Consider the following 19244-nt stretch of genomic DNA (forward strand, 5'->3'; position numbering starts at 1 on the left):
TAGTCCCCCCGATTAAAATTCCGCAAGTTCACGCATTGCTTTTTCAACTTTATCTGGATTTACCATAAAGAATTTTTCCATTGTTGGTGCATATGGCATTGCTGGAACGTCTGGACCTGCAAGACGTGCGATTGGCGCATCTAAATCAAACAGACAGTTTTCAGCAATAATTGCTGCCACTTCACTTATAATACTTCCTTCTTTATTGTCTTCTGTTACAAGAAGAACTTTACCTGTTTTAGAAGCTGCTTCAATGATTGCTTCTTTATCTAATGGATATACAGTACGTAAATCAAGAACATGTGCAGAGATGCCATCTTGCGCTAACTTTTCAGCTGCTTGAAGAGCAAAGTGAACACATAATCCGTACGTGATAACAGTAATATCATCACCTTCGCGTTTTACATCTGCTTTTCCGATTGGTAATACGTAATCATCCTCTGGCACTTCACCTTTAATTAAGCGATATGCACGCTTATGCTCAAAGAATAATACTGGATCTTCATCACGAATTGCTGCTTTTAATAAACCTTTTGCATCATATGGTGTAGAAGGAATAACAATTTTTAAACCTGGTTGGTTCGCAAACATCGCTTCCACAGATTGTGAATGATACAATGCACCGTGAACACCGCCGCCAAATGGCGCACGAATTGTAACTGGACAAGTCCAATCGTTATTAGAACGATAACGAATTTTTGCTGCCTCAGAAACAATTTGGTTTACCGCTGGCATAATGAAATCAGCAAACTGCATTTCAGCGATTGGACGCATACCATACATTGCCGCACCAATTGCTACCCCAGCAATTGCAGATTCTGCAAGTGGTGCATCAAGCGCACGATCTTCACCAAATTGATCATATAATCCGTGTGTCGCTTTAAATACGCCACCTTTTTTACCAACATCTTCACCTAAAACAAATACTTTCTCATCGCGTTCCATTTCTTCGCGCATTGCTAATGTAATAGCATCAATATAAGACATTACAGCCATGAAACGTTCCCCCCTATTCTGCGTATACGTGCTTCAATGCATCTTCAGGTGCTGCATACGGAGCATTTTCTGCATATTCTGTTGCTTCATTTACGATATGCATAATTTCGTCTAACATTTGTTTTTCAAATTCCTCAGTTAACACGCCAGCTTCTTTTAAATAAGCTGCAAATGTTATAATTGAATCTTTTTTCTTTGCTTCTTCTACTTCTTCTTTATCACGATAAACACGATCATCGTCGTCACTAGAATGTGCTGTTAAACGATATGATACTGTTTCAATTAAAGTTGGGCCTTCACCACGACGGCCGCGGTCTGCTGCCTCTTTTACAGCTTTATATACTGCAAGCGGATCGTTTCCGTCTATTGTATATCCAGGCATACCGTAACCAATTGCACGATCTGATACGTTTTTACATGCTAATTGTTTTTCAACTGGAATAGAGATTGCGTATTTATTATTTTCACACATGAAAATAACAGGTAGTTTGTGTACACCAGCAAAGTTTGCCCCTTCATGGAAGTCACCTTGGTTTGAAGAACCTTCTCCAAATGTAACAAACGTTACTAAATCTTTCTTTTCCATTTTTCCAGCTAATGCAATACCAACTGCATGTGGTACTTGCGTTGTTACTGGAGATGATCCTGTCACAATACGATTTTTCTTTTGACCGAAGTGACCAGGCATTTGACGACCACCAGAGTTTGGATCTCCAGCTTTCGCGAAAGCAGACAACATAAGCTCTTTAGCTGTCATACCGAACGCTAGTACAACACCCATATCACGGTAGTATGGTAATGCATAATCTTTCTCTCTATCAAGAGCGAATGCTGCTCCAACTTGTGCAGCCTCTTGTCCTTGACAAGAAATTACGAATGGAATTTTACCCGCACGGTTTAATAACCACATACGTTCGTCGATTTTACGTGCAAGTAACATCGTACGGAACATTTCTAATACTTGCTCATCACTTAAGCCAAGCTCTTCATGGCGCTTTTCTTTTACTTCTGCCATTTTTCATAACCTCCTAAATCCACATTTTTATGCGTGCAACGCTTTTCCATCTACAGCTAATGCTGCTTCACCAATCGCCTCAGATAATGATGGATGCGGATGAATTGTATGTGCTACTTCCCACGGTGTTGCATCAAGTACTCTTGCAAGACCAGCTTCAGAAATCATATCTGTTACATGTGGTCCAATCATATGAACACCAAGAATGTCATTTGTTTCTTCATCAACTACAAGTTTTACGAAACCATCTGATTCGCCGTATACAAGTGCTTTTCCGATTGCACGGAATGAGAACTTACCTACTTTTAACTTATAGCCTTTTTCTTTCGCTTCTTGTTCTGTTAAACCGACAGAAGCAACTTCCGGACTGCTATATACGCATTTTGATACCATAGAGTAATCAATTGGTGTAACTTCTTTACCAGCAATATGTTCTACTGCAACAATTCCTTCATGAGAAGCAACGTGAGCAAGTTGTAAGCCACCGATTACATCTCCGATTGCGTAAATATGAGATTCTTTCGTTTGATAAAACTCATTTGTTTGAATGTATCCTTTTTCCACAACGATATCGGTATTCTCTAAACCAATATTTTGCGTATTGGCTTGTCTTCCTACAGATACAAGCATTTTTTCTGCTTTAAATTCTTTATTCTCACCGTTATGTTCAGCTTGAATTGTTACTCCATTATCTTTTACCAATGTTTCTGGTAATACTTTTGCACCAGTTACCACTTTAATACCTTTTTTCTTGAATAGACGTTGCATTTCTTTTGAAACGTCCTGATCTTCTAGTGGTAATATCGTTTTCGCATACTCTAATACTGTAACTTCTACACCGAAGTCAGCAAGCATAGATGCCCACTCAATACCGATTACACCGCCACCAACGATAATAATTGAGCTAGGAAGCGTTTCCATTTTTAGGGCATGATCGGAAGACATTACATACTCTCCGTCTAATTCTAAACCTGGTAATGAATTCGGACGAGAACCTGTTGCAACAAGTACATTTTTTGGAATTAACATTTCATTCTCTTCTCCACTTGCAAGTTCAACTGAAATTGTCCCTGGCATTGGAGAGAAAATAGATGGGCCAAGAATACGGCCGATACCTTCAAACACATCAATTTTACCTTGTTTCATTAAGTGTTGAACACCTTTATGAAGTTGCGTTACAATCTTCTCTTTACGCTCTTGCACTTTCGCAAAGTTTAGTTCTACATTACTTGCAATAACTCCGAACTCTTCGCTTTTTTTAGCAGTTGCGTATACTTCTGCACTACGTAAAAGAGCTTTACTAGGAATACATCCTTTGTGTAAACAAGTACCACCAAGATTTTCTTTTTCAACAAGTGCTGTTTTTAATCCTAGTTGTGATGCGCGAATAGCAGCAACATATCCACCTGTACCACCGCCAACGATGACTAAATCATATTCTCTTGCCATTATCTCAACCCCTAGCTACTGTTTGTTTTTCTCTTACAACATACTCTTTCGGCGCTTCTTCTTCACGTAATACACGAAGTGCCCCTTCTGCTAACGCTTCTAACTCATCTTCCCCTGGATGTACGATAACATCTGCAATCCAGTCCACTCGTTCTTTTATTTCATCAACAAGAATTTTACTGTACGCGAGTCCACCAGTTAATACGATTGCATCGATTTTCCCGTGAAGCACAGCACTAGCTCCGCCAATTTCTTTTGCAACTTGATATGCCATTGCTTTATAAATAAGAGTTGCTTCAGGATCACCTTTTTCAACCATTTGTTCTACTTTAATCGCATCATTTGTACCGATTAGACTTACAAGTCCACCTTGTCCGACAAGCTGTTTCACCATTTCGTCTCGGTAATACTCACCAGAGAAACACATTTCAACTAGCTGTCCTACTGGTACTGTACCAGCACGCTCTGGGCTAAATGGTCCTTCTCCGTTTAAGCCATTATTTACATCGATAACTTTTCCTTTTTTATGAGCACCAACTGTAATACCGCCGCCCATATGTGTAACTAATAAATTTAAATCCTCGTATTTGTGATTTAATTGGTCAGCTACTTTACGAGCAACTGCTTTTTGATTTAATGCATGGAAGATACTTTTGCGTTCCATGCCAGCAATACCACTTATACGAGCAATTGGCTCCATCTCATCTACAACGACAGGATCCACAATGAATGCAGGAATATTTAATCCAGAAGCAATTTCATAGGCTAAAATGCCTCCGAGGTTTGAAGCGTGATGACCACTAAACCCATTTTTTAAATCTTCTAACATCGCATCGTTTACTGTATACGTACCGCCTTCGATTGGACGAAGTAATCCACCACGCCCACAAACAGCGTTTAATTTTGAAATGTTAATACCATGAGAATGTAGAACTTCTAAAATTGTTTCTTTACGAAACTCATATTGGTCAATAATTCGCTTATATTTTCCAATCTGTTCTACGTCATGACGAATCGTTTCTTCTAGAACAGGTCTTTCATTATCAAAAACACCAATTTTTGTGGATGTACTACCTGGGTTAATAACAAGAATTCGATTTACAGACAATGTTGCTACCTCCACTAATAAATTTAAAAGGAAGTGGAAACCTCATAAGAGGTAACCACACCTTTTGTAAAAGTTATATATGAATGATTAGCGACGGCTAATAATGTCATGACCGTTGCGTAAGTATGTGCTACGAGAGTTTTTCAAACTTGCAATGCGCTCTTCAGCTAGACGATCTGCTGCTACATAAGTTGCTATGCCATCACGTTTTGAAATTTCGATTACTTTTGCAATTGTGTCATAAATAGACTCAACACGTTTTAGTGCACGTTCTCTATTGTATCCATATAATTCGTCTGCTACGTTAATTACACCACCAGCATTAATAACATAGTCTGGTGCGTATACAATACCCATTTCATGAATCATGTCGCCGTGACGATTTTCTTTTAATTGGTTATTTGCAGAACCTGCGATTACTTTTGCTTTAAGTTGTGGAATAGTTTCGTCATTAACTGTTGCGCCTAATGCACATGGTGCGTAAATATCACATTCAACACCGTAAATTTCATTTGGCTCAACTGCTGATGCACCGAATTCTTCTACCGCGCGTTGTACAGCTTCTTTATTAATATCTGTAACGATTAATTTTGCTCCTTCAGCATGTAAATGTTTGCATAGGTGATACGCTACGTTACCAACACCTTGAACGGCAATTACTTTTCCTTCTAAATTATCAGTACCGAAAGCCTCTTTCGCAGCTGCTTTCATACCACGATAAACACCGTATGCAGTTACTGGAGATGGGTTACCAGAAGAACCGAATGATGGTGAAATACCTGTTACAAAATCAGTTTCTTCGTGAATAATATCCATATCATCTACTGTTGTACCAACATCTTCAGCTGTAATGTAACGTCCGTTTAGTCCTTGAATGTATCGTCCTAATGCACGGAACATCGCTTCGCTCTTATCTTTACGTGGATCACCGATAATTACTGTTTTCGCACCACCTAAGTTTAAGCCAGCTGCTGCGTTTTTGTATGTCATCCCTTTTGCAAGACGCAATGCATCTTCAATCGCCGCTTCTTCAGAATCATATGTCCACATTCTTGTTCCACCAAGAGCTGGTCCAAGTGTTGTATCATGAATTGCAATGATTGCTTTTAAACCAGATTCTTTATCTTGACAAAATACTACTTGCTCATAATCATATTTTTCTAAGTATTCGAAGATTTCTAATGTCATTGTCGTTTCCCCCTAGTGTTTTACCCTGTTTGGTTTATTTTGAAGCAGTCGTAACTGCCAATGCTAATGAATATACTTTTGTTTCTGCTGAATCAGCACGAGATGTTAAAACAATCGGTGCTTTTGCGCCAGCAATCATAGCTCCTACCTTTGCATCCGCAAAGTATACGAGTGATTTGTATAGCACATTTCCAGCTTCAATCGTTGGGACGAGTAAAATGTCTGCCTTACCTGCTACATCACTTACTATGCCTTTATGTTCTGCTGCAATTTGTGATACTGCATTATCTAAAGCAAGTGGTCCATCAACGACACAATTTTTAATTTGTCCGCGGCGATTCATTTGAGTTAACATCGCTGCATCAATTGTCGCTTGCATCGCAGGATTCACAACCTCTACCGCTGCAATTGGTGCTACCTTTGGCAAATCTATTCCTATTGCCTGGGCAACTTCTACAGTATTCTGTATAATAGCAGCTTTTTGTGTTACATCAGGTGCAATGTTCATCGCTGCATCTGTAACAAAGATAAGACGATCGTAATTTGGAACTTCAAATGCTGCAACGTGTGAAAGTACGCTACCTTTACGAAGTCCCCACTCTTTATTTAATACAGCTTTCAAAATATTTGCTGTTGGGATGTTCCCCTTCATAAGAACATCTGCTTCGCCATTTCTTACAGCTTTAACAGAAAGTTCTGCAGCCTCAGCACTTGACGCTGCTGCAATCACTTCAATGTGTTCTGAAGTTTGTAAACCATGTTCTTGTAGCATCCCCATTATTTTTTCTTGATTTCCATATAGACGAAATTGAGCTAGCTGTAATGTAATTGCTTTCGCTACAGCTTCAATTACTTCATGATCTTCAGCTACTGCTACAGCCACAGTTTTTTTAGGCTGTCCTGCTGCTTGATCAATTAAGTGTTCTAACTTCATATTTTGTAATCAACCCTTTCCGTCGTCCCTCGTCTATTTATAAAGCAAATACCGTGCCAACTTTTAAAAGTGGTCTTACCAATAATGAAAACGCATTCAAAATGCAGTAAAATCAATACTTTGGAAAATAACAAAACATTCTGTCTTATTTTGTCGCATTTTGTATACCATGCAATAAATTGCACGGTACGCAATTTATTGCATGCTATTTTTTGCACACTCATACTTTTCTAGCTTGTAATATAAATTTCGAACCGAAATTCCTAACGCTCTTGCAGTTTTTGTTTTATTTCCATCAAACCTCTCTAAACATTCATGAATGATATGCCCTTCAAACTCTGTCACTAAATGTTCAAGTGGCTTTTCCTCTAATTCAGGTAATAAGTTATTTTGTTTTACCTCAGTCTGCTCTTCTGTATGTAAAGGTGGTAAATGATGGACATCAATATATATTTCGTTATAATTCATAAAGATAATAGCTCGTCCTAAAATGTTTTCAAGCTCCCTCACATTCCCTGGCCATTCATATGATTGTAAATATGAAATAGCCGAATCAGTGAGCCCCTCTACATTCCGGCCATAATCTTGGTTAATTTTTTGAATCAATCTGTCTGCAATTGCCGGTATATCTCCTTTTCGCTGACGAAGAGACGGAATTTGAATTGGAATTTTATTTAATCGATAATATAAATCCTCTCTAAACTCTCCTTCTAGAATGCCCTTTTCTAAATTCACATGTGTTGCTGCAATTACCCGGACATTTATAGGTATCGCTTTCGTTCCACCCACTTTTACAATTTCTTTTTCTTGCAACACGCGAAGGAGTTTCGCTTGCGTATTTGCAGACAATTCTCCTATTTCATCTAAAAAGATACTACCGTTATTCGCTTCCTCAAAAAAACCTCGTTTTCCGCCTCTTTTTGCTCCTGAGAATGCACCTTCCTCATAACCGAATAATTCACTTTCTAATAAAGTCTCGGAAATAGCAGCACAGTTTACCCGGACGAATTTATTATATTTTCGATTACTTCCATTATGAATTGCATGTGCAAACAATTCTTTACCAGTTCCAGATTCCCCTCGTAGTAATACTGTTGCTGGTGTATTCGCCCCAAGTTTCGCCTGCTCAATAGCAGCCGTTGTTTCATCTGAATTTCCGACAATGTCATCAAATGAATATTTCGCTTCTAACGTTCGAATAATTTGCCTTGCCCTATTCAATTCATTTGTTAACTTTTGAATTTCTGATACGTCACGAATTACACCAACGCTTCCTTTCAATATCCCATCCACTATAACTGGCGCTACGTTTACAATTACATCACGCTTCTTTTGTCCAATCTTCATATGTATTCCGCGTACCGCCCTACGCGTTCGAAGTACTTTCATATGCATACTTTCACCTTCTACAATATCAGTTGTAGCCGGTTTCCCAATAATGTCCTCTTCTGTTAAACCTGTTAATTTCGTATACGCAGGGTTAATTACTAATCCTCTTCCCTTTTCATCCACGACCGAAATTGCTTCCTCAGACGAGTTGATAATCGCCTCAAGTAACGTTTGAATCTCCTTTAAATCTGTAACTTCTTCCGCAAGATCTACAACCTCTGTTATATCTTTAAAAATCGCAAATGCCCCTTGTACCTCTCCTCCCTCTTTTAATATTGGAATACGAGTTGTAATAATTTTCTTTTCATTCTCTAATGTCAGTTCATAATTTACTTCTATTTGTTTCGTACGTATAATACGAAGCAACTTACTAGTCGGAATAACTTCTAAAATATATTTCCCTACCGCATCTTCTTTTTTATATCCGATAATACGCTCTGCACTTTTATTAAATAGGCGTACTTGTCCCTCACGATCAATCACAATCATACCGTCATGCGTAGAATTTAAAATTAAATCCCCTTGCTGCGTCTGTTCTTCTAACTTTCCAATTAAACCTTCCTTCTCATGCGCTAATCTCGTAACAATTTTCGCAATGTCACCCGGTATAAGAAGAGTATCTTTATGCTTTTTCTTTAATAAAACTTTATGTAAATCATCATCACCCGTCATATCAAACATTACATCAATATGCATAGAAAGAAACGGCGTTACACTCTCTCCAATCGTAACCCCGTATTCCTTAGCCATTTGTAATCCCTTCGCTATCGGATTTATATCAATAATCCCTATAATTTGAAATATATTCGAACTTTGCAACAGATTCAGCAGTGTACTGCCACCTTCACCTGCACCAACAATTAAAACTTTTTGTTTCATATATTACACTTCCTCTCGAAGTATCTCTGCAAAATTTTTCACACCCTTATCTTACTCGTTCAGCCCCCTCTTGACAAACCCCCTTTTCATATAACATCATTGAAATAAACAAAATAATCTGAAAAGGAGCGTTTATATGCAGCGTTACCTTGCTCTATCATTAGCACTCATCCCTATTTCATTAGCTGTGTTTGGCATTAAGTTAATGAGAGATACTGTATTCGGGATTCTATTTCCTCCACTCTCTATACTGTGGTTACAATTTTTAATTGGCGCTCTCTGCTTCGGGCTTGGGTTTTATATCTTCGGAGGCTTCGTCTTACACCGAGACCGTAAACGAAATAAAGTACAAGCTCGCTTTAGAAGGTAGGAAGGTCCCACTATTTATAAATAAAAAATGAGACCGTTACACGCGGTCTCATTTTTTTATTGGCAATAACATTCTTGCTGTTTCGGGGTAATCAGTAATAATCGCCGAAATATTCATATCAAAATATTTACGCATAAGCGTTTCTTCATTTATTGTATAGGGCCGAACCTCTACACCACTTTCCATCGTTAATTCAGCAACAGCATCTTGAAGATAACGATAATTAGGGTGCACTGCTGTAGCGCCCATTTTTTTCGCATATGCCCATGGACTATGCAAACCTTCGCGATATAAAATCGCTGTTTGAATATCAGGAGCCATCATATGACACCTTTTCATACTGTAGTGATTAAATGAGGAAAATATAACACGATCTTCTAGATTATATTTCCGTACAAACGTTATAACTTCTTCCTCTAAACCTCTGTATGGAATTTTATTATTTTTAAGTTCAATATTAAGTAGCAATTCTGTTTTATCAATCCATTCTAACACCTCTTCTAAAAGAGGTATTTTACAAAAACCTACTTTATCACCGAATTTATAGCTCGCATCTAATTTACATAAATCCTCATATAAATAATTACGAACCGCACCTTTTCCATTTGTTGTCCGGTCCACTGTTTCATCATGAATGACGACAACTTTTCCATCTTTCGTTAATTGAACATCGAGCTCAATTCCATCTGCTCTAAAAGATTCAGCTGCTTCAAATGAAATCATTGTATTTTCTGGGTACGTTCCCGCTGCACCACGATGTGCAAATATAAGAGTCATCCTCACTCCCCCAATCTTATGCTATACTATACGAAAAAGGAGGTACTTCTATGAGACCATTACAAATTTCTCCAGACACTGCAGTCCGCCTATCAAAAGCATTAGGTGTTCCACTTGAACAACTTATGCATATGCCGCAGCACATTCTAATTCAAAAGTTAGTTGAATTAGAAAAACAAAATAAAGACGAAGAATAATACAGTCCTGTTTTGCAGGGCTTTTTATTATTTTCTATTATATCACGGATGACTTCCCTACTAAAATCCTTTAACAGATATACTATGATGCGATTTAGCCTTCACTTCATCATTTAATAATGATGATATACCTTCTTTTTTGTTACAATTCATAAAGAAAGAAAAATATTTATTCACAAGTACCCATTGCGCCCTTAAGCAAGGTAATAATAAAACTAGAAGCCCTTATATTATTTTTTATTGAACGTGCGGAGCATCTCCTGAATCGTATAGTTCTTTCGCTTTTTCCTCCCCGAATGTAGTTAAAATATAATGTTGCTCTTCTACCGCATCCATCGCTCTAGTGGCTTTACAAGTGCTACCTTCTTGGGCATCCGAGAAATAATTGTGATCTTCTACAATTTGACTAAAATCTTTTTTCGCCCATCTATCAGCAATCTCTAAAAGCTCATTTTTTTTCGCAAAGCTACTCTTATTTATGATTTTTTTTAATTTTTCAGCATTATTTTGAATCATTGGAATGGATTCTGATTTTCGTTCTGCCACTACTTTTTGATGAGTCATGTGATGCATCACTGTAATAACTTCGCTTTCAGTAGAATTTTCAGTAACATACACATCAACAAAGACTCCATCTACCTCTCTACCTACTATCGTTGGATCTTCTTTTTTCTCTATTTGAGCATTTACTTCTTTATCTACTGGATTATCGGCAAGTTCTAACATTCCAAATGTAACTGCAACAGCAAGGACTCCCATAGCTGCTACTATTCCTAGCCAGGTTAATATTTTATTTTCCATTCCCCTTCTCCCTATCTATACCTATTTAATTGTCTTATAAAAAAACTCACTTATATGTAATATTACTAAAAACAGGATTTATTTTCCATAATATCAAACGAGCGATTTTCATCTATCCAAATAATTTCGATAAAATTGATATTACTTCCTCCTCTTTTTCTCAGCAAAATAAAAAGACCAACGAATTCTAAAATTCATTGGTCATTAAATAAAAAGTTCATTGGTTTTACATTTAATATCGAGTATAAATTTAAAGAATGATTAAGCTTTACTAAAACCTAAGTCCCTTACTATCTTTACTCTCAGCTAGCCTTATGTTCAAGTCTCAGCTTATCCGCAACCATTGCGATGAACTCGGAATTTGTAGGTTTTGCTTTTGACATGGATACTGTATAACCAAATAAGGACGAAATAGAATCAATATTCCCACGACTCCATGCTACTTCAATCGCGTGACAGATCGCACGCTCGACTCGGCTTGCTGTTGTATTATATTTCTTCGCGATATCTGGATACAATACTTTCGTAATAGATCCAAGTAATTCGATATCATTGTACACCATAGAGATTGCTTCCCTTAAGTACATATACCCTTTAATATGAGCAGGCACACCGATTTCATGAATGATACTCGTAATGCTCGCGTCTAAGTTTTTCGGTTTTCCATCTATTGTAGTTGCTGAACGGAAAGATGGAAGTGGACGTTTAATGGTAGCGTTCGCCTTACCGCTCACTTGACGAATATGACTCGTTAAATTCTCCATATCAAATGGTTTTAATATGAAATATGAAGCACCTAAGTCAACTGCTTTTTTCGTCACATCTTCTTGTCCAAATGCTGTCAACATAATTACGCTAGGCTGTCTTAACCTTTCAATATGTCGCATTTTCTCCAGTACAGCTAAACCATCTAAATGTGGCATAATAATGTCTAAAACAAGTACATCCGGCTGCTTATCATTTAATAAATTTAAACACTCTTGACCATTATAAGCAGTACCGATTACTTCCATATCATCTTGAGCAGCTACGTAACTCTCTAGCATTGATACTAATTCTTTATTATCATCCACAAGACATACTTTAATTTTCTCCACAGCTTTTCCTCCCTTACCGAATCGATTCTCCGACATGTGTATCCTTCTAGGCTACATGAATTGTTCGACAATTGTGTGAAAATTCCCTTTTAAAGTTTGTTACTTTCCGATAAAATCACAAAAAAATATGTTTATCGTTCATTTATTCCCTTTCGCAACACATTCCATCATAGAAATACAACGAAACGTTCAACCCTTTTCTTTTATTTTACAACAAAAAACACCTCTTGCGGAGCTTTTACAAAATTTCAACGAATTTTTCAACAGAAAAGCGAGCTAATTAATAATTAGCTCGCTTTTCTTTCTTGTTCATAAATGTTAATTCCAGCCTCATGTAACATCCATTCAATATGAACACCATATCCTGATGTTGGATCATTTACGAATACATGTGTAACAGCCCCAATTACTTTCCCGTTTTGCACAATTGGGCTTCCGCTCATGCCTTGTACGATACCACCCGTTTTCGCTAATAAACGTTTGTCTGTTACTTTTATTACCATGCCTTTTGTCGCTGGAAACTTTTGCGGTACTGTACTTACAACTTCAATATCAAACGCTTCCACTTTATCTTTATCAATAACTGTTAATATTTTTGCCGGTCCCTCTTTCACTTGATGAGATAGTGCAATCGGCATCGCTTTATCCATTACGCCATTTGGTATATTTGTATTTAATTTCCCAAATATACCAAATGGACTATTTATTGTAATATTACCAATCACTTCACGATCTGGTGAGAACCTCGCTAATTTCTCTCCTGGATTCCCATGACTACCTCTTTCAATTGATGTAACTGTCGAACGCATAATTTGTCCATCTTCGACTTGAATCGGCTTTTTCGTATCGTTATCAGAAATGACATGACCAAGTGCCCCATATTTCATAGAATCAGGATGCACAAATGTCATTGTTCCGATTCCAGCTGCCGAATCACGAATATATAAACCAATGCGATAAGACGATTCTCCACTGTCTTTTTGTGGTGTTAACTTAGTGCGGATATGTTTTCCATCTCTTAACAAAACAAGATTAAGCGGTTCACCCGTTTCACCACTATTATGAATAAATGGTGCTACATCACTCATTCTTTCAATTGTTTTACCATTAATTTCAGTAATCATATCTCCAATTTGCACACCAGCTGTTTCACCAGGAGATACTTTCCCTTTTTCAGTTTGAATTAAATGATGGCCTACAACAAGTACCCCTTTTGTATTTAACTTCACACCAATTGATTGTCCACCTGGAATAACTTTAAAATCTTTCAATACTTTCACATTTACTTTTTTCACTGGAAAACCAGCAAGCTGAAACACCATATCTGCTTCACCATTTTGATGAGGATTTACCATAAGTCCTTGTTTTTGTTCATTGGAACTTACTGTAAACACATGATGATCTGTAGATGAAGCTTGAAAAACTGGTAATGAAGCTATTTCTGATTGTTGCCCTTCAAAAACAACAAGTTGCTTCGGGGATGAAATAAATGTCCGAAGCGGTTTAAAACACCCAATAAAAACTAAAGAAACAAGGAGGCAAAGACCTATTATTTTGCGAAATCTTTCTAATCTCAATTTGTTCACTCTCCTCGCTCCTACCCCACATTCAGCCTCTTGGCTTCACTTTTTAATCTCTCCTTGCAGTGCTTTATTTATAACCGGAAGAATTAAGAAATCATTATTTGAGAAAAAAAGCTATCCATTACTGGATAGCCTCTGCTGTCTGTTTAAAATGATGCGCTTGCGTAAGTAATTCTTTCGCATGTTCTGTCGTTAAATCTGTAATTTCCACACCAGAAATCATTCGAGCTATTTCTGTTACTTTATCCTCCATAGTTAAAACGGTAACTGATGTAATTGTCCGATCATTCGCTACTTGTTTTCGAATAAATAAATGTGAATCCGCCATTGAAGCTACTTGAGGTAAGTGCGTAATACAAAGTACTTGCGAGTTTACTGATACTCGATAAATTTTTTCCGCAATAGCCTGTGCAACTCGACCACTTACACCAGTATCCACTTCATCAAAAATAACAGATGCAACACCTTGATGCTTAGAAAAAATGCTTTTTAAAGCTAAAATAATACGAGATAACTCTCCGCCAGAAGCGACCTTTGAAAGTGGTTTTAGCGGCTCACCTGGATTTGTTGAAATATAAAATTCCACATGATCGTAGCCATCCGCCGTAAGTCTTACCGGGGCACCCTCAACGAGAGGCTCTTCAGCATTTCCTTCTCTCTTCATGATTCTCACTTCAAATTTTGTTTTCTCCATATATAATTCTTTTAATTCCTGATGAATGGCATTTGTAAGATGCTCTGCAAGCTCATGACGCATATTACTTAACGAAGTTGCTTCTTGCAGAATAACACTTTCTAATTCCTTTAATTGCTTCTTCGTCGTTTCAATATGAACGTCTTTATTTTCAATCGTAAAAATTTCTTGTTCAATTTTATCAGCATACGCTAAAATCTCTTCTACAGTATTTCCATATTTTCTCTTTAGCATACGAATTTCATTTAAACGCGTTTCAATTTCGTCTAAACGCTTCGGATCATATTCCATCATATCGAGCTTTTCTCTAAGTTGATATGCAACTTCTTCTAATAAGTAGTAGCTATTTGCAATTGAATCATGATTTTCTTGATACACTTCATCTAAATGTGTAATACTCTCCATTTGTCCCATTGCGCTTCGTACATTATCTAACCCTTGTCCGTCAGCACTTAACGAGCGATATGCATCGCCTAATGCTTTGTAAATTTTTTCGAAATTAGAAATTTGCAATCGTTCTTCAGTTAATTCAATTTCTTCATCCATCTTTAAATCCGCCTTACTGATTTCTTCATGCTGGAATTGAATTAAATCTAAGCGATGCGCCATTTGTTGTTCATTTTCACTTAACGATTTTAACTGTTTTTTTAATTTCTCATAGTCAGCGTATACATTTTGATATATACCCAATTGTTTAACAATGCGATCTCCATCAAAATGATCAAGCATAAACATATGACGCTCTTCATTCATTAAATCTTGTGTTTCGTGCTGCCCATGAATATCAACAAGTGTTTTTCCAATTTCCTTTAATATACTAAGGGTGACCAGTTTCCCATTTACACGACATACACTTTTTCCGTTCGCAGCGATATCACGCTTCAAAATAATCATGCCGTCTTCTATTTCTATATCCAACTCTTCTGCCTTTTCAATACATGGATGCTTATCATCTTCTACATAAAATAGCCCTTCTATCTCAGCTTTTTCTGTTCCGTATCGAACAAATTCCGCTGAACCACGGCCACCTACAAGTAAACTAATCGCATCAATAATAATCGATTTTCCGGCCCCTGTTTCACCACTTAAAACCGTTAACCCTTTTTGAAAAGAAATATTTAATGCCTCAATAATAGCAAAGTTTCTAATCGATAATTCCGATAACAATGCCCCATTCACCTCGTTATAAACTAATCCCCTATTAAGGGCTTTTCTCAGTTCTTCATTCAAATAGTCATACTATATGTTTGTATGTATAAATTACTTTTCTAACCGCTCCATTGTACCAAACATTCGTTTTACGGGTCAATCCACCTATTTTCTAATTTTATGCAAAGAAAATATTATATTACAATTAAGAATTCACATTTTTAACCAATAAAAAAATCCTGTTCACTTTCCACTTTACAGAGGAAAGCAAACAAGATTTTTTTTACAACATATTTAAGAAACGATCAGAGACAACACCTGTATCTTCAGGTGTACGGCAAATAATTAAGCAAGTATCATCACCACAGATGGTTCCGATGATCTCATCCCACTCTAAATGATCAATAAGTGCTCCAAGTGAATGAGCGTTACCAGGCAGTGTTTTTAGCACAAGCATATGTCCTGCCGTGTCTAATTTTACAAATGAATCCACTAGATTGCGTTTTAATTTTTGTAACGGGTTAAATCGTTGATCTGCTGGCAAGCTATATTTATAGCGCCCATCATGTAATGGCACTTTCACTAAGTGCAGTTCTTTAATATCGCGCGATACTGTTGCTTGCGTTACATTAAATCCCTCATTACGTAAAATATCAACTAATTCATCTTGTGTTTCAATTTCTTTGTTCGCAATAATTTCCCTGATTTTAATATGGCGCTGACCTTTATTCATACATTTGCACCTCACACTATCTCTTACCATAGTTTAAACATTGGTATACTTCACTTATTTATGTTAACTTATAATTCGTTGCTTGTACACAATTGTTTTTACAATCATTATACAATTACAACAAAAAGAGGAACAACATATGTTATTCCCCTTTTCCTTTTTGTTTTAGGACATCATGCGCCTCTGTAACTAATTGCTCAACAGAAACTGGAGAATGATTTTCGCCATTCTCACGTTCACCATGCCATTTCAGATGAATTAAAAATTCAATATTACCATCCCCGCCCGTAATTGGTGAGAATGTTAAACCTTCTACGTCGTATCCTTCTTTTATAGCAAAGTCGACAATCATTTCTACGACAGCCTCATGTACTTTTCGATCACGAACGATACCTTTTTTCCCAACTTGCTCTCTTCCAGCTTCAAACTGTGGTTTAATTAACGCTGCTACATCCCCATTAGGCATAAGCATTGTTTTTAAAACCGGCAGTATAAGCTTTAATGATATAAACGAAACATCGATACTAGCAAATTGCGGTAAACCACGTTCTAAGTCTGCTGGTGTCACGTAACGGAAGTTTGTCCGTTCCATTACGACAACACGCTCATCTTGACGCAATTTCCACGCAAGTTGATTGTATCCTACATCTAATGCATAAGATAATTTCGCTCCGTTTTGAAGCGCACAATCTGTAAAGCCACCAGTTGATGAACCAATATCTATCATAACTTTATCTTGTAAATCCAGGTGAAATGTCTCCAATGCCTTTTCAAGTTTATAACCACCACGGCTTACATACGGCATAACTTGTCCCTTCACCGTAATCTCTGTATCTTGTGGGATCTTCTCTCCTGGCTTATCAAGTCTCATCTCATTCGCATATACAAGTCCGGCCATAACGGCGCGTTTTGCTTTCTCACGTGTTTCTATAAGTCCTCGCTCTACTAATAGTACATCTACTCTTTCTTTTTTTGCACTCATTTGTTACGCCCTTTTTTGTTTTGATGGAATCATTGTATGAATACGGTCTACAACAGCATCTGTCGTTAAACCAATTTCTTCTAATAATTTTGTTACACTACCGTGCTCTATGAAACGGTCTGGAATACCCATTCGTTCAATTAACGCACTATGGTACCCGTTCTCAGATGCAAATTCAACTACTCCCGTTCCAAAACCACCAATTAAGCAAGCTTCTTCAATCGTTAAAATCGGTATATTTTTCCCTAAGAGATCATGTAAATATGCTTCATCCATCGGTTTAATAAAGCGAGCGTTCACTACTTTCACTGAAACTCCAGCCTTTTCAAGACGCTCAGCTGCTTCCATTGCCATTGGTATTGTCGTACCAAATGTTAAAATAGCCGCTTGTGTACCTTCTTTTAACGTTTCCCAAGTACCGATTGGAATCGCCTTTAATTCTTCATCCATATGAACACCAAGTCCATTACCGCGCGCATAACGTAATGCGATTGGTCCATCTTCATATTGCATCGCCGTATATACTAAATGTTGCCCTTCATTTTCATCTTTCGGCATCATAAGTACCATATTCGGCAAATGACGTAAGAATGAGATGTCAAATACACCTTGATGCGTTTCACCATCTGCTCCTACTAAACCAGAGCGATCGATTCCGATGAAGACATTTAAATTTTGGCGGCATATATCATGAACAACTTGATCATATGCTCTTTGTAAAAATGTTGAATAAATCGCTAAGAATGGCTTCATTCCTTGCGTTGCCATACCCGCTGCCATTGTTGTAGCATGCTGTTCTGCAATACCTACATCAATCATACGATCTGGGAATTCTTTTTGGAATTTCTCAAGTTTCGATCCAACAGGCATTGCAGGTGTAATTGCAACGATACGCTCATCCGTTCTCGCTAGCTTAAGTACTGTATCACTAACAACAGCACTCCATGCTGGTGCAACTTCTTTCGGTTTAACGAAGTCACCTGATTCAATTTTATAAGGTCCTGTTCCATGCCAAGTTCCAATAACATCACTCTCAGCTGGTTTATAACCTTTTCCTTTTTTCGTAATAACATGAACGAGCACTGGGCCTTTTGTTTTCTTTGCATATTGCAACGTTTCGAATAACTTTTCATAATCATGCCCATCAACTGGGCCTAAATATGTAAAGCCTAATTCTTCGAAAAAGACACCGGATACTAGTAAATATTTAAGACTATCTTTTATTTTCTCTGCTGTCGCAGCAACTTTCCCACCGACTGCTGGGATTTTCTTTAATATATACTCTAGTTCATCTTTTACCCAATGGTATTTCCCTGCGGTACGTAGACGTCCAAGTACATTATGAAGCGCACCAACGTTTGGTGCAATTGACATTTCATTATCATTCAAAATAACAATCATGTCTGTTTTTTCATGTCCAATATGGTTCAATGCCTCTAAAGCCATTCCGCCTGTTAGAGCACCATCTCCAATGATTGGTATAACATATTCTTTCGTTTTCTTTAAATCACGTGCTAGAGCCATTCCCATTGCAGCTGATAATGATGTCGAGCTATGGCCAGTTTCCCATACATCGTGCTCACTCTCGCAACGTTTTGGGAAACCACATAGACCTTGATATTGCCTTAATGTACCGAATTCCTTTGCACGTCCTGTTAAAATTTTATGTACATAGGATTGATGTCCTACGTCCCATAAAAATTTATCTTTCGGACTATCAAATAATTTATGCAGAGCAATTGTGAGTTCTACTACACCTAAATTTGGTGCAATATGTCCACCTGTTTGAGAGAGCTCTTCAATTAAAAACTTACGAATATCCTCACTCAATCCCTCTAGTTCACCGATAGACATATCTTTCAAAAAACTAGGGTTTTGAATTTGCGTTAGATCCACATGGATC

General features: G+C 37.4%; 17 protein-coding genes. 2 read left to right on the forward strand and 15 right to left on the reverse strand.

Going from position 1 to position 19244, the window contains the following annotated elements; translation table 11 throughout:
* Nucleotides 1-12: 12 nt before the first annotated feature.
* The 7 genes from bfmBAB to J0835_RS20425 form a co-directional block, all read right to left on the reverse strand.
* Complete coding sequence (gene bfmBAB / locus J0835_RS20395) at nucleotides 13-996, reverse strand: 3-methyl-2-oxobutanoate dehydrogenase subunit beta (protein WP_000290073.1); 984 nt, start codon at nucleotides 994-996, stop codon at nucleotides 13-15.
* 13 nt (nucleotides 997-1009) lie between these two features.
* Nucleotides 1010-2011 (reverse strand): 3-methyl-2-oxobutanoate dehydrogenase subunit alpha, encoded by a 1002-nt coding sequence (bfmBAA, locus tag J0835_RS20400; protein WP_000852549.1) that lies wholly within the window; start codon nucleotides 2009-2011, stop codon nucleotides 1010-1012.
* Between the two features lie 27 nt (nucleotides 2012-2038).
* Nucleotides 2039-3460 (reverse strand): dihydrolipoyl dehydrogenase, encoded by a 1422-nt coding sequence (lpdA, locus tag J0835_RS20405; RefSeq protein WP_000090438.1) that lies wholly within the window; start codon nucleotides 3458-3460, stop codon nucleotides 2039-2041.
* 4 nt (nucleotides 3461-3464) lie between these two features.
* On the reverse strand, nucleotides 3465-4568 hold the full coding sequence (gene buk, locus J0835_RS20410) for a butyrate kinase (protein ID WP_060632217.1): 1104 nt from the start codon (nucleotides 4566-4568) through the stop codon (nucleotides 3465-3467).
* An 87-nt stretch (nucleotides 4569-4655) separates the two neighbouring features.
* A complete protein-coding gene (locus J0835_RS20415; RefSeq protein ID WP_000171359.1) occupies nucleotides 4656-5756 on the reverse strand; it encodes a leucine dehydrogenase in 1101 nt (366 codons plus the stop codon).
* A gap of 34 nt (nucleotides 5757-5790) precedes the next feature.
* Nucleotides 5791-6690: a phosphate butyryltransferase gene (gene yqiS / locus J0835_RS20420; RefSeq protein WP_087981846.1), complete on the reverse strand. Its 900-nt coding sequence runs from the start codon at nucleotides 6688-6690 to the stop codon at nucleotides 5791-5793.
* 195 nt (nucleotides 6691-6885) lie between these two features.
* Entirely contained in the window at nucleotides 6886-8958 is a 2073-nt protein-coding gene (locus J0835_RS20425) for a sigma-54 interaction domain-containing protein (RefSeq protein ID WP_087981850.1), read from the reverse strand.
* A gap of 136 nt (nucleotides 8959-9094) precedes the next feature.
* Between J0835_RS20425 and J0835_RS20430 the strand changes: the two genes are divergently transcribed.
* A complete protein-coding gene (locus J0835_RS20430) occupies nucleotides 9095-9328 on the forward strand; it encodes a DUF2627 domain-containing protein (RefSeq protein WP_001190198.1) in 234 nt (77 codons plus the stop codon).
* 48 nt (nucleotides 9329-9376) lie between these two features.
* Here J0835_RS20430 and J0835_RS20435 read toward each other — a convergent pair whose 3' ends face one another.
* Nucleotides 9377-10105 (reverse strand): glycerophosphodiester phosphodiesterase, encoded by a 729-nt coding sequence (locus J0835_RS20435; RefSeq protein ID WP_087981851.1) that lies wholly within the window; start codon nucleotides 10103-10105, stop codon nucleotides 9377-9379.
* 50 nt (nucleotides 10106-10155) lie between these two features.
* Here J0835_RS20435 and J0835_RS20440 point away from each other — a divergent pair, with 50 nt between their 5' ends.
* Nucleotides 10156-10302, forward strand: a complete 147-nt coding sequence (locus tag J0835_RS20440; RefSeq protein WP_001247671.1) for a YycC family protein — start codon at nucleotides 10156-10158, stop codon at nucleotides 10300-10302.
* Nucleotides 10303-10539: 237 nt separating this feature from the next.
* On the opposite strand, the gene J0835_RS20445 is transcribed toward J0835_RS20440, so the two are convergent.
* From J0835_RS20445 to dxs, 7 genes are all read right to left on the reverse strand, one after another.
* Nucleotides 10540-11103, reverse strand: a complete 564-nt coding sequence (locus tag J0835_RS20445) for a PRK06770 family protein (RefSeq protein ID WP_087981852.1) — start codon at nucleotides 11101-11103, stop codon at nucleotides 10540-10542.
* 302 nt (nucleotides 11104-11405) lie between these two features.
* The gene (gene spo0A / locus J0835_RS20450; protein WP_333728159.1) at nucleotides 11406-12200 is read right to left on the reverse strand and encodes a sporulation transcription factor Spo0A; all 795 of its coding nucleotides are present in this window, start codon (nucleotides 12198-12200) and stop codon (nucleotides 11406-11408) included.
* Nucleotides 12201-12487: 287 nt separating this feature from the next.
* Nucleotides 12488-13786 carry a SpoIVB peptidase gene (gene spoIVB / locus J0835_RS20455; protein WP_087981856.1) on the reverse strand — a complete coding sequence of 433 codons (1299 nt, stop codon included), beginning with the start codon at nucleotides 13784-13786 and terminating at the stop codon, nucleotides 12488-12490.
* A 118-nt stretch (nucleotides 13787-13904) separates the two neighbouring features.
* Nucleotides 13905-15644: a DNA repair protein RecN gene (gene recN, locus J0835_RS20460; protein WP_000947743.1), complete on the reverse strand. Its 1740-nt coding sequence runs from the start codon at nucleotides 15642-15644 to the stop codon at nucleotides 13905-13907.
* A gap of 265 nt (nucleotides 15645-15909) precedes the next feature.
* Nucleotides 15910-16359 (reverse strand): arginine repressor ArgR, encoded by a 450-nt coding sequence (argR, locus tag J0835_RS20465; RefSeq protein ID WP_001032581.1) that lies wholly within the window; start codon nucleotides 16357-16359, stop codon nucleotides 15910-15912.
* A gap of 142 nt (nucleotides 16360-16501) precedes the next feature.
* Nucleotides 16502-17341 (reverse strand): TlyA family RNA methyltransferase, encoded by an 840-nt coding sequence (locus J0835_RS20470; RefSeq protein WP_087981858.1) that lies wholly within the window; start codon nucleotides 17339-17341, stop codon nucleotides 16502-16504.
* A gap of 3 nt (nucleotides 17342-17344) precedes the next feature.
* Entirely contained in the window at nucleotides 17345-19237 is a 1893-nt protein-coding gene (dxs, locus tag J0835_RS20475; RefSeq protein WP_046956368.1) for a 1-deoxy-D-xylulose-5-phosphate synthase, read from the reverse strand.
* Between the last annotated feature and the right edge of the window lie 7 nt (nucleotides 19238-19244).

Origin of the sequence: Bacillus cereus group sp. Sample62 (genome assembly GCF_036851315.1) — a bacterium.
GTDB lineage: Bacteria > Bacillota > Bacilli > Bacillales > Bacillaceae_G > Bacillus_A > Bacillus_A wiedmannii.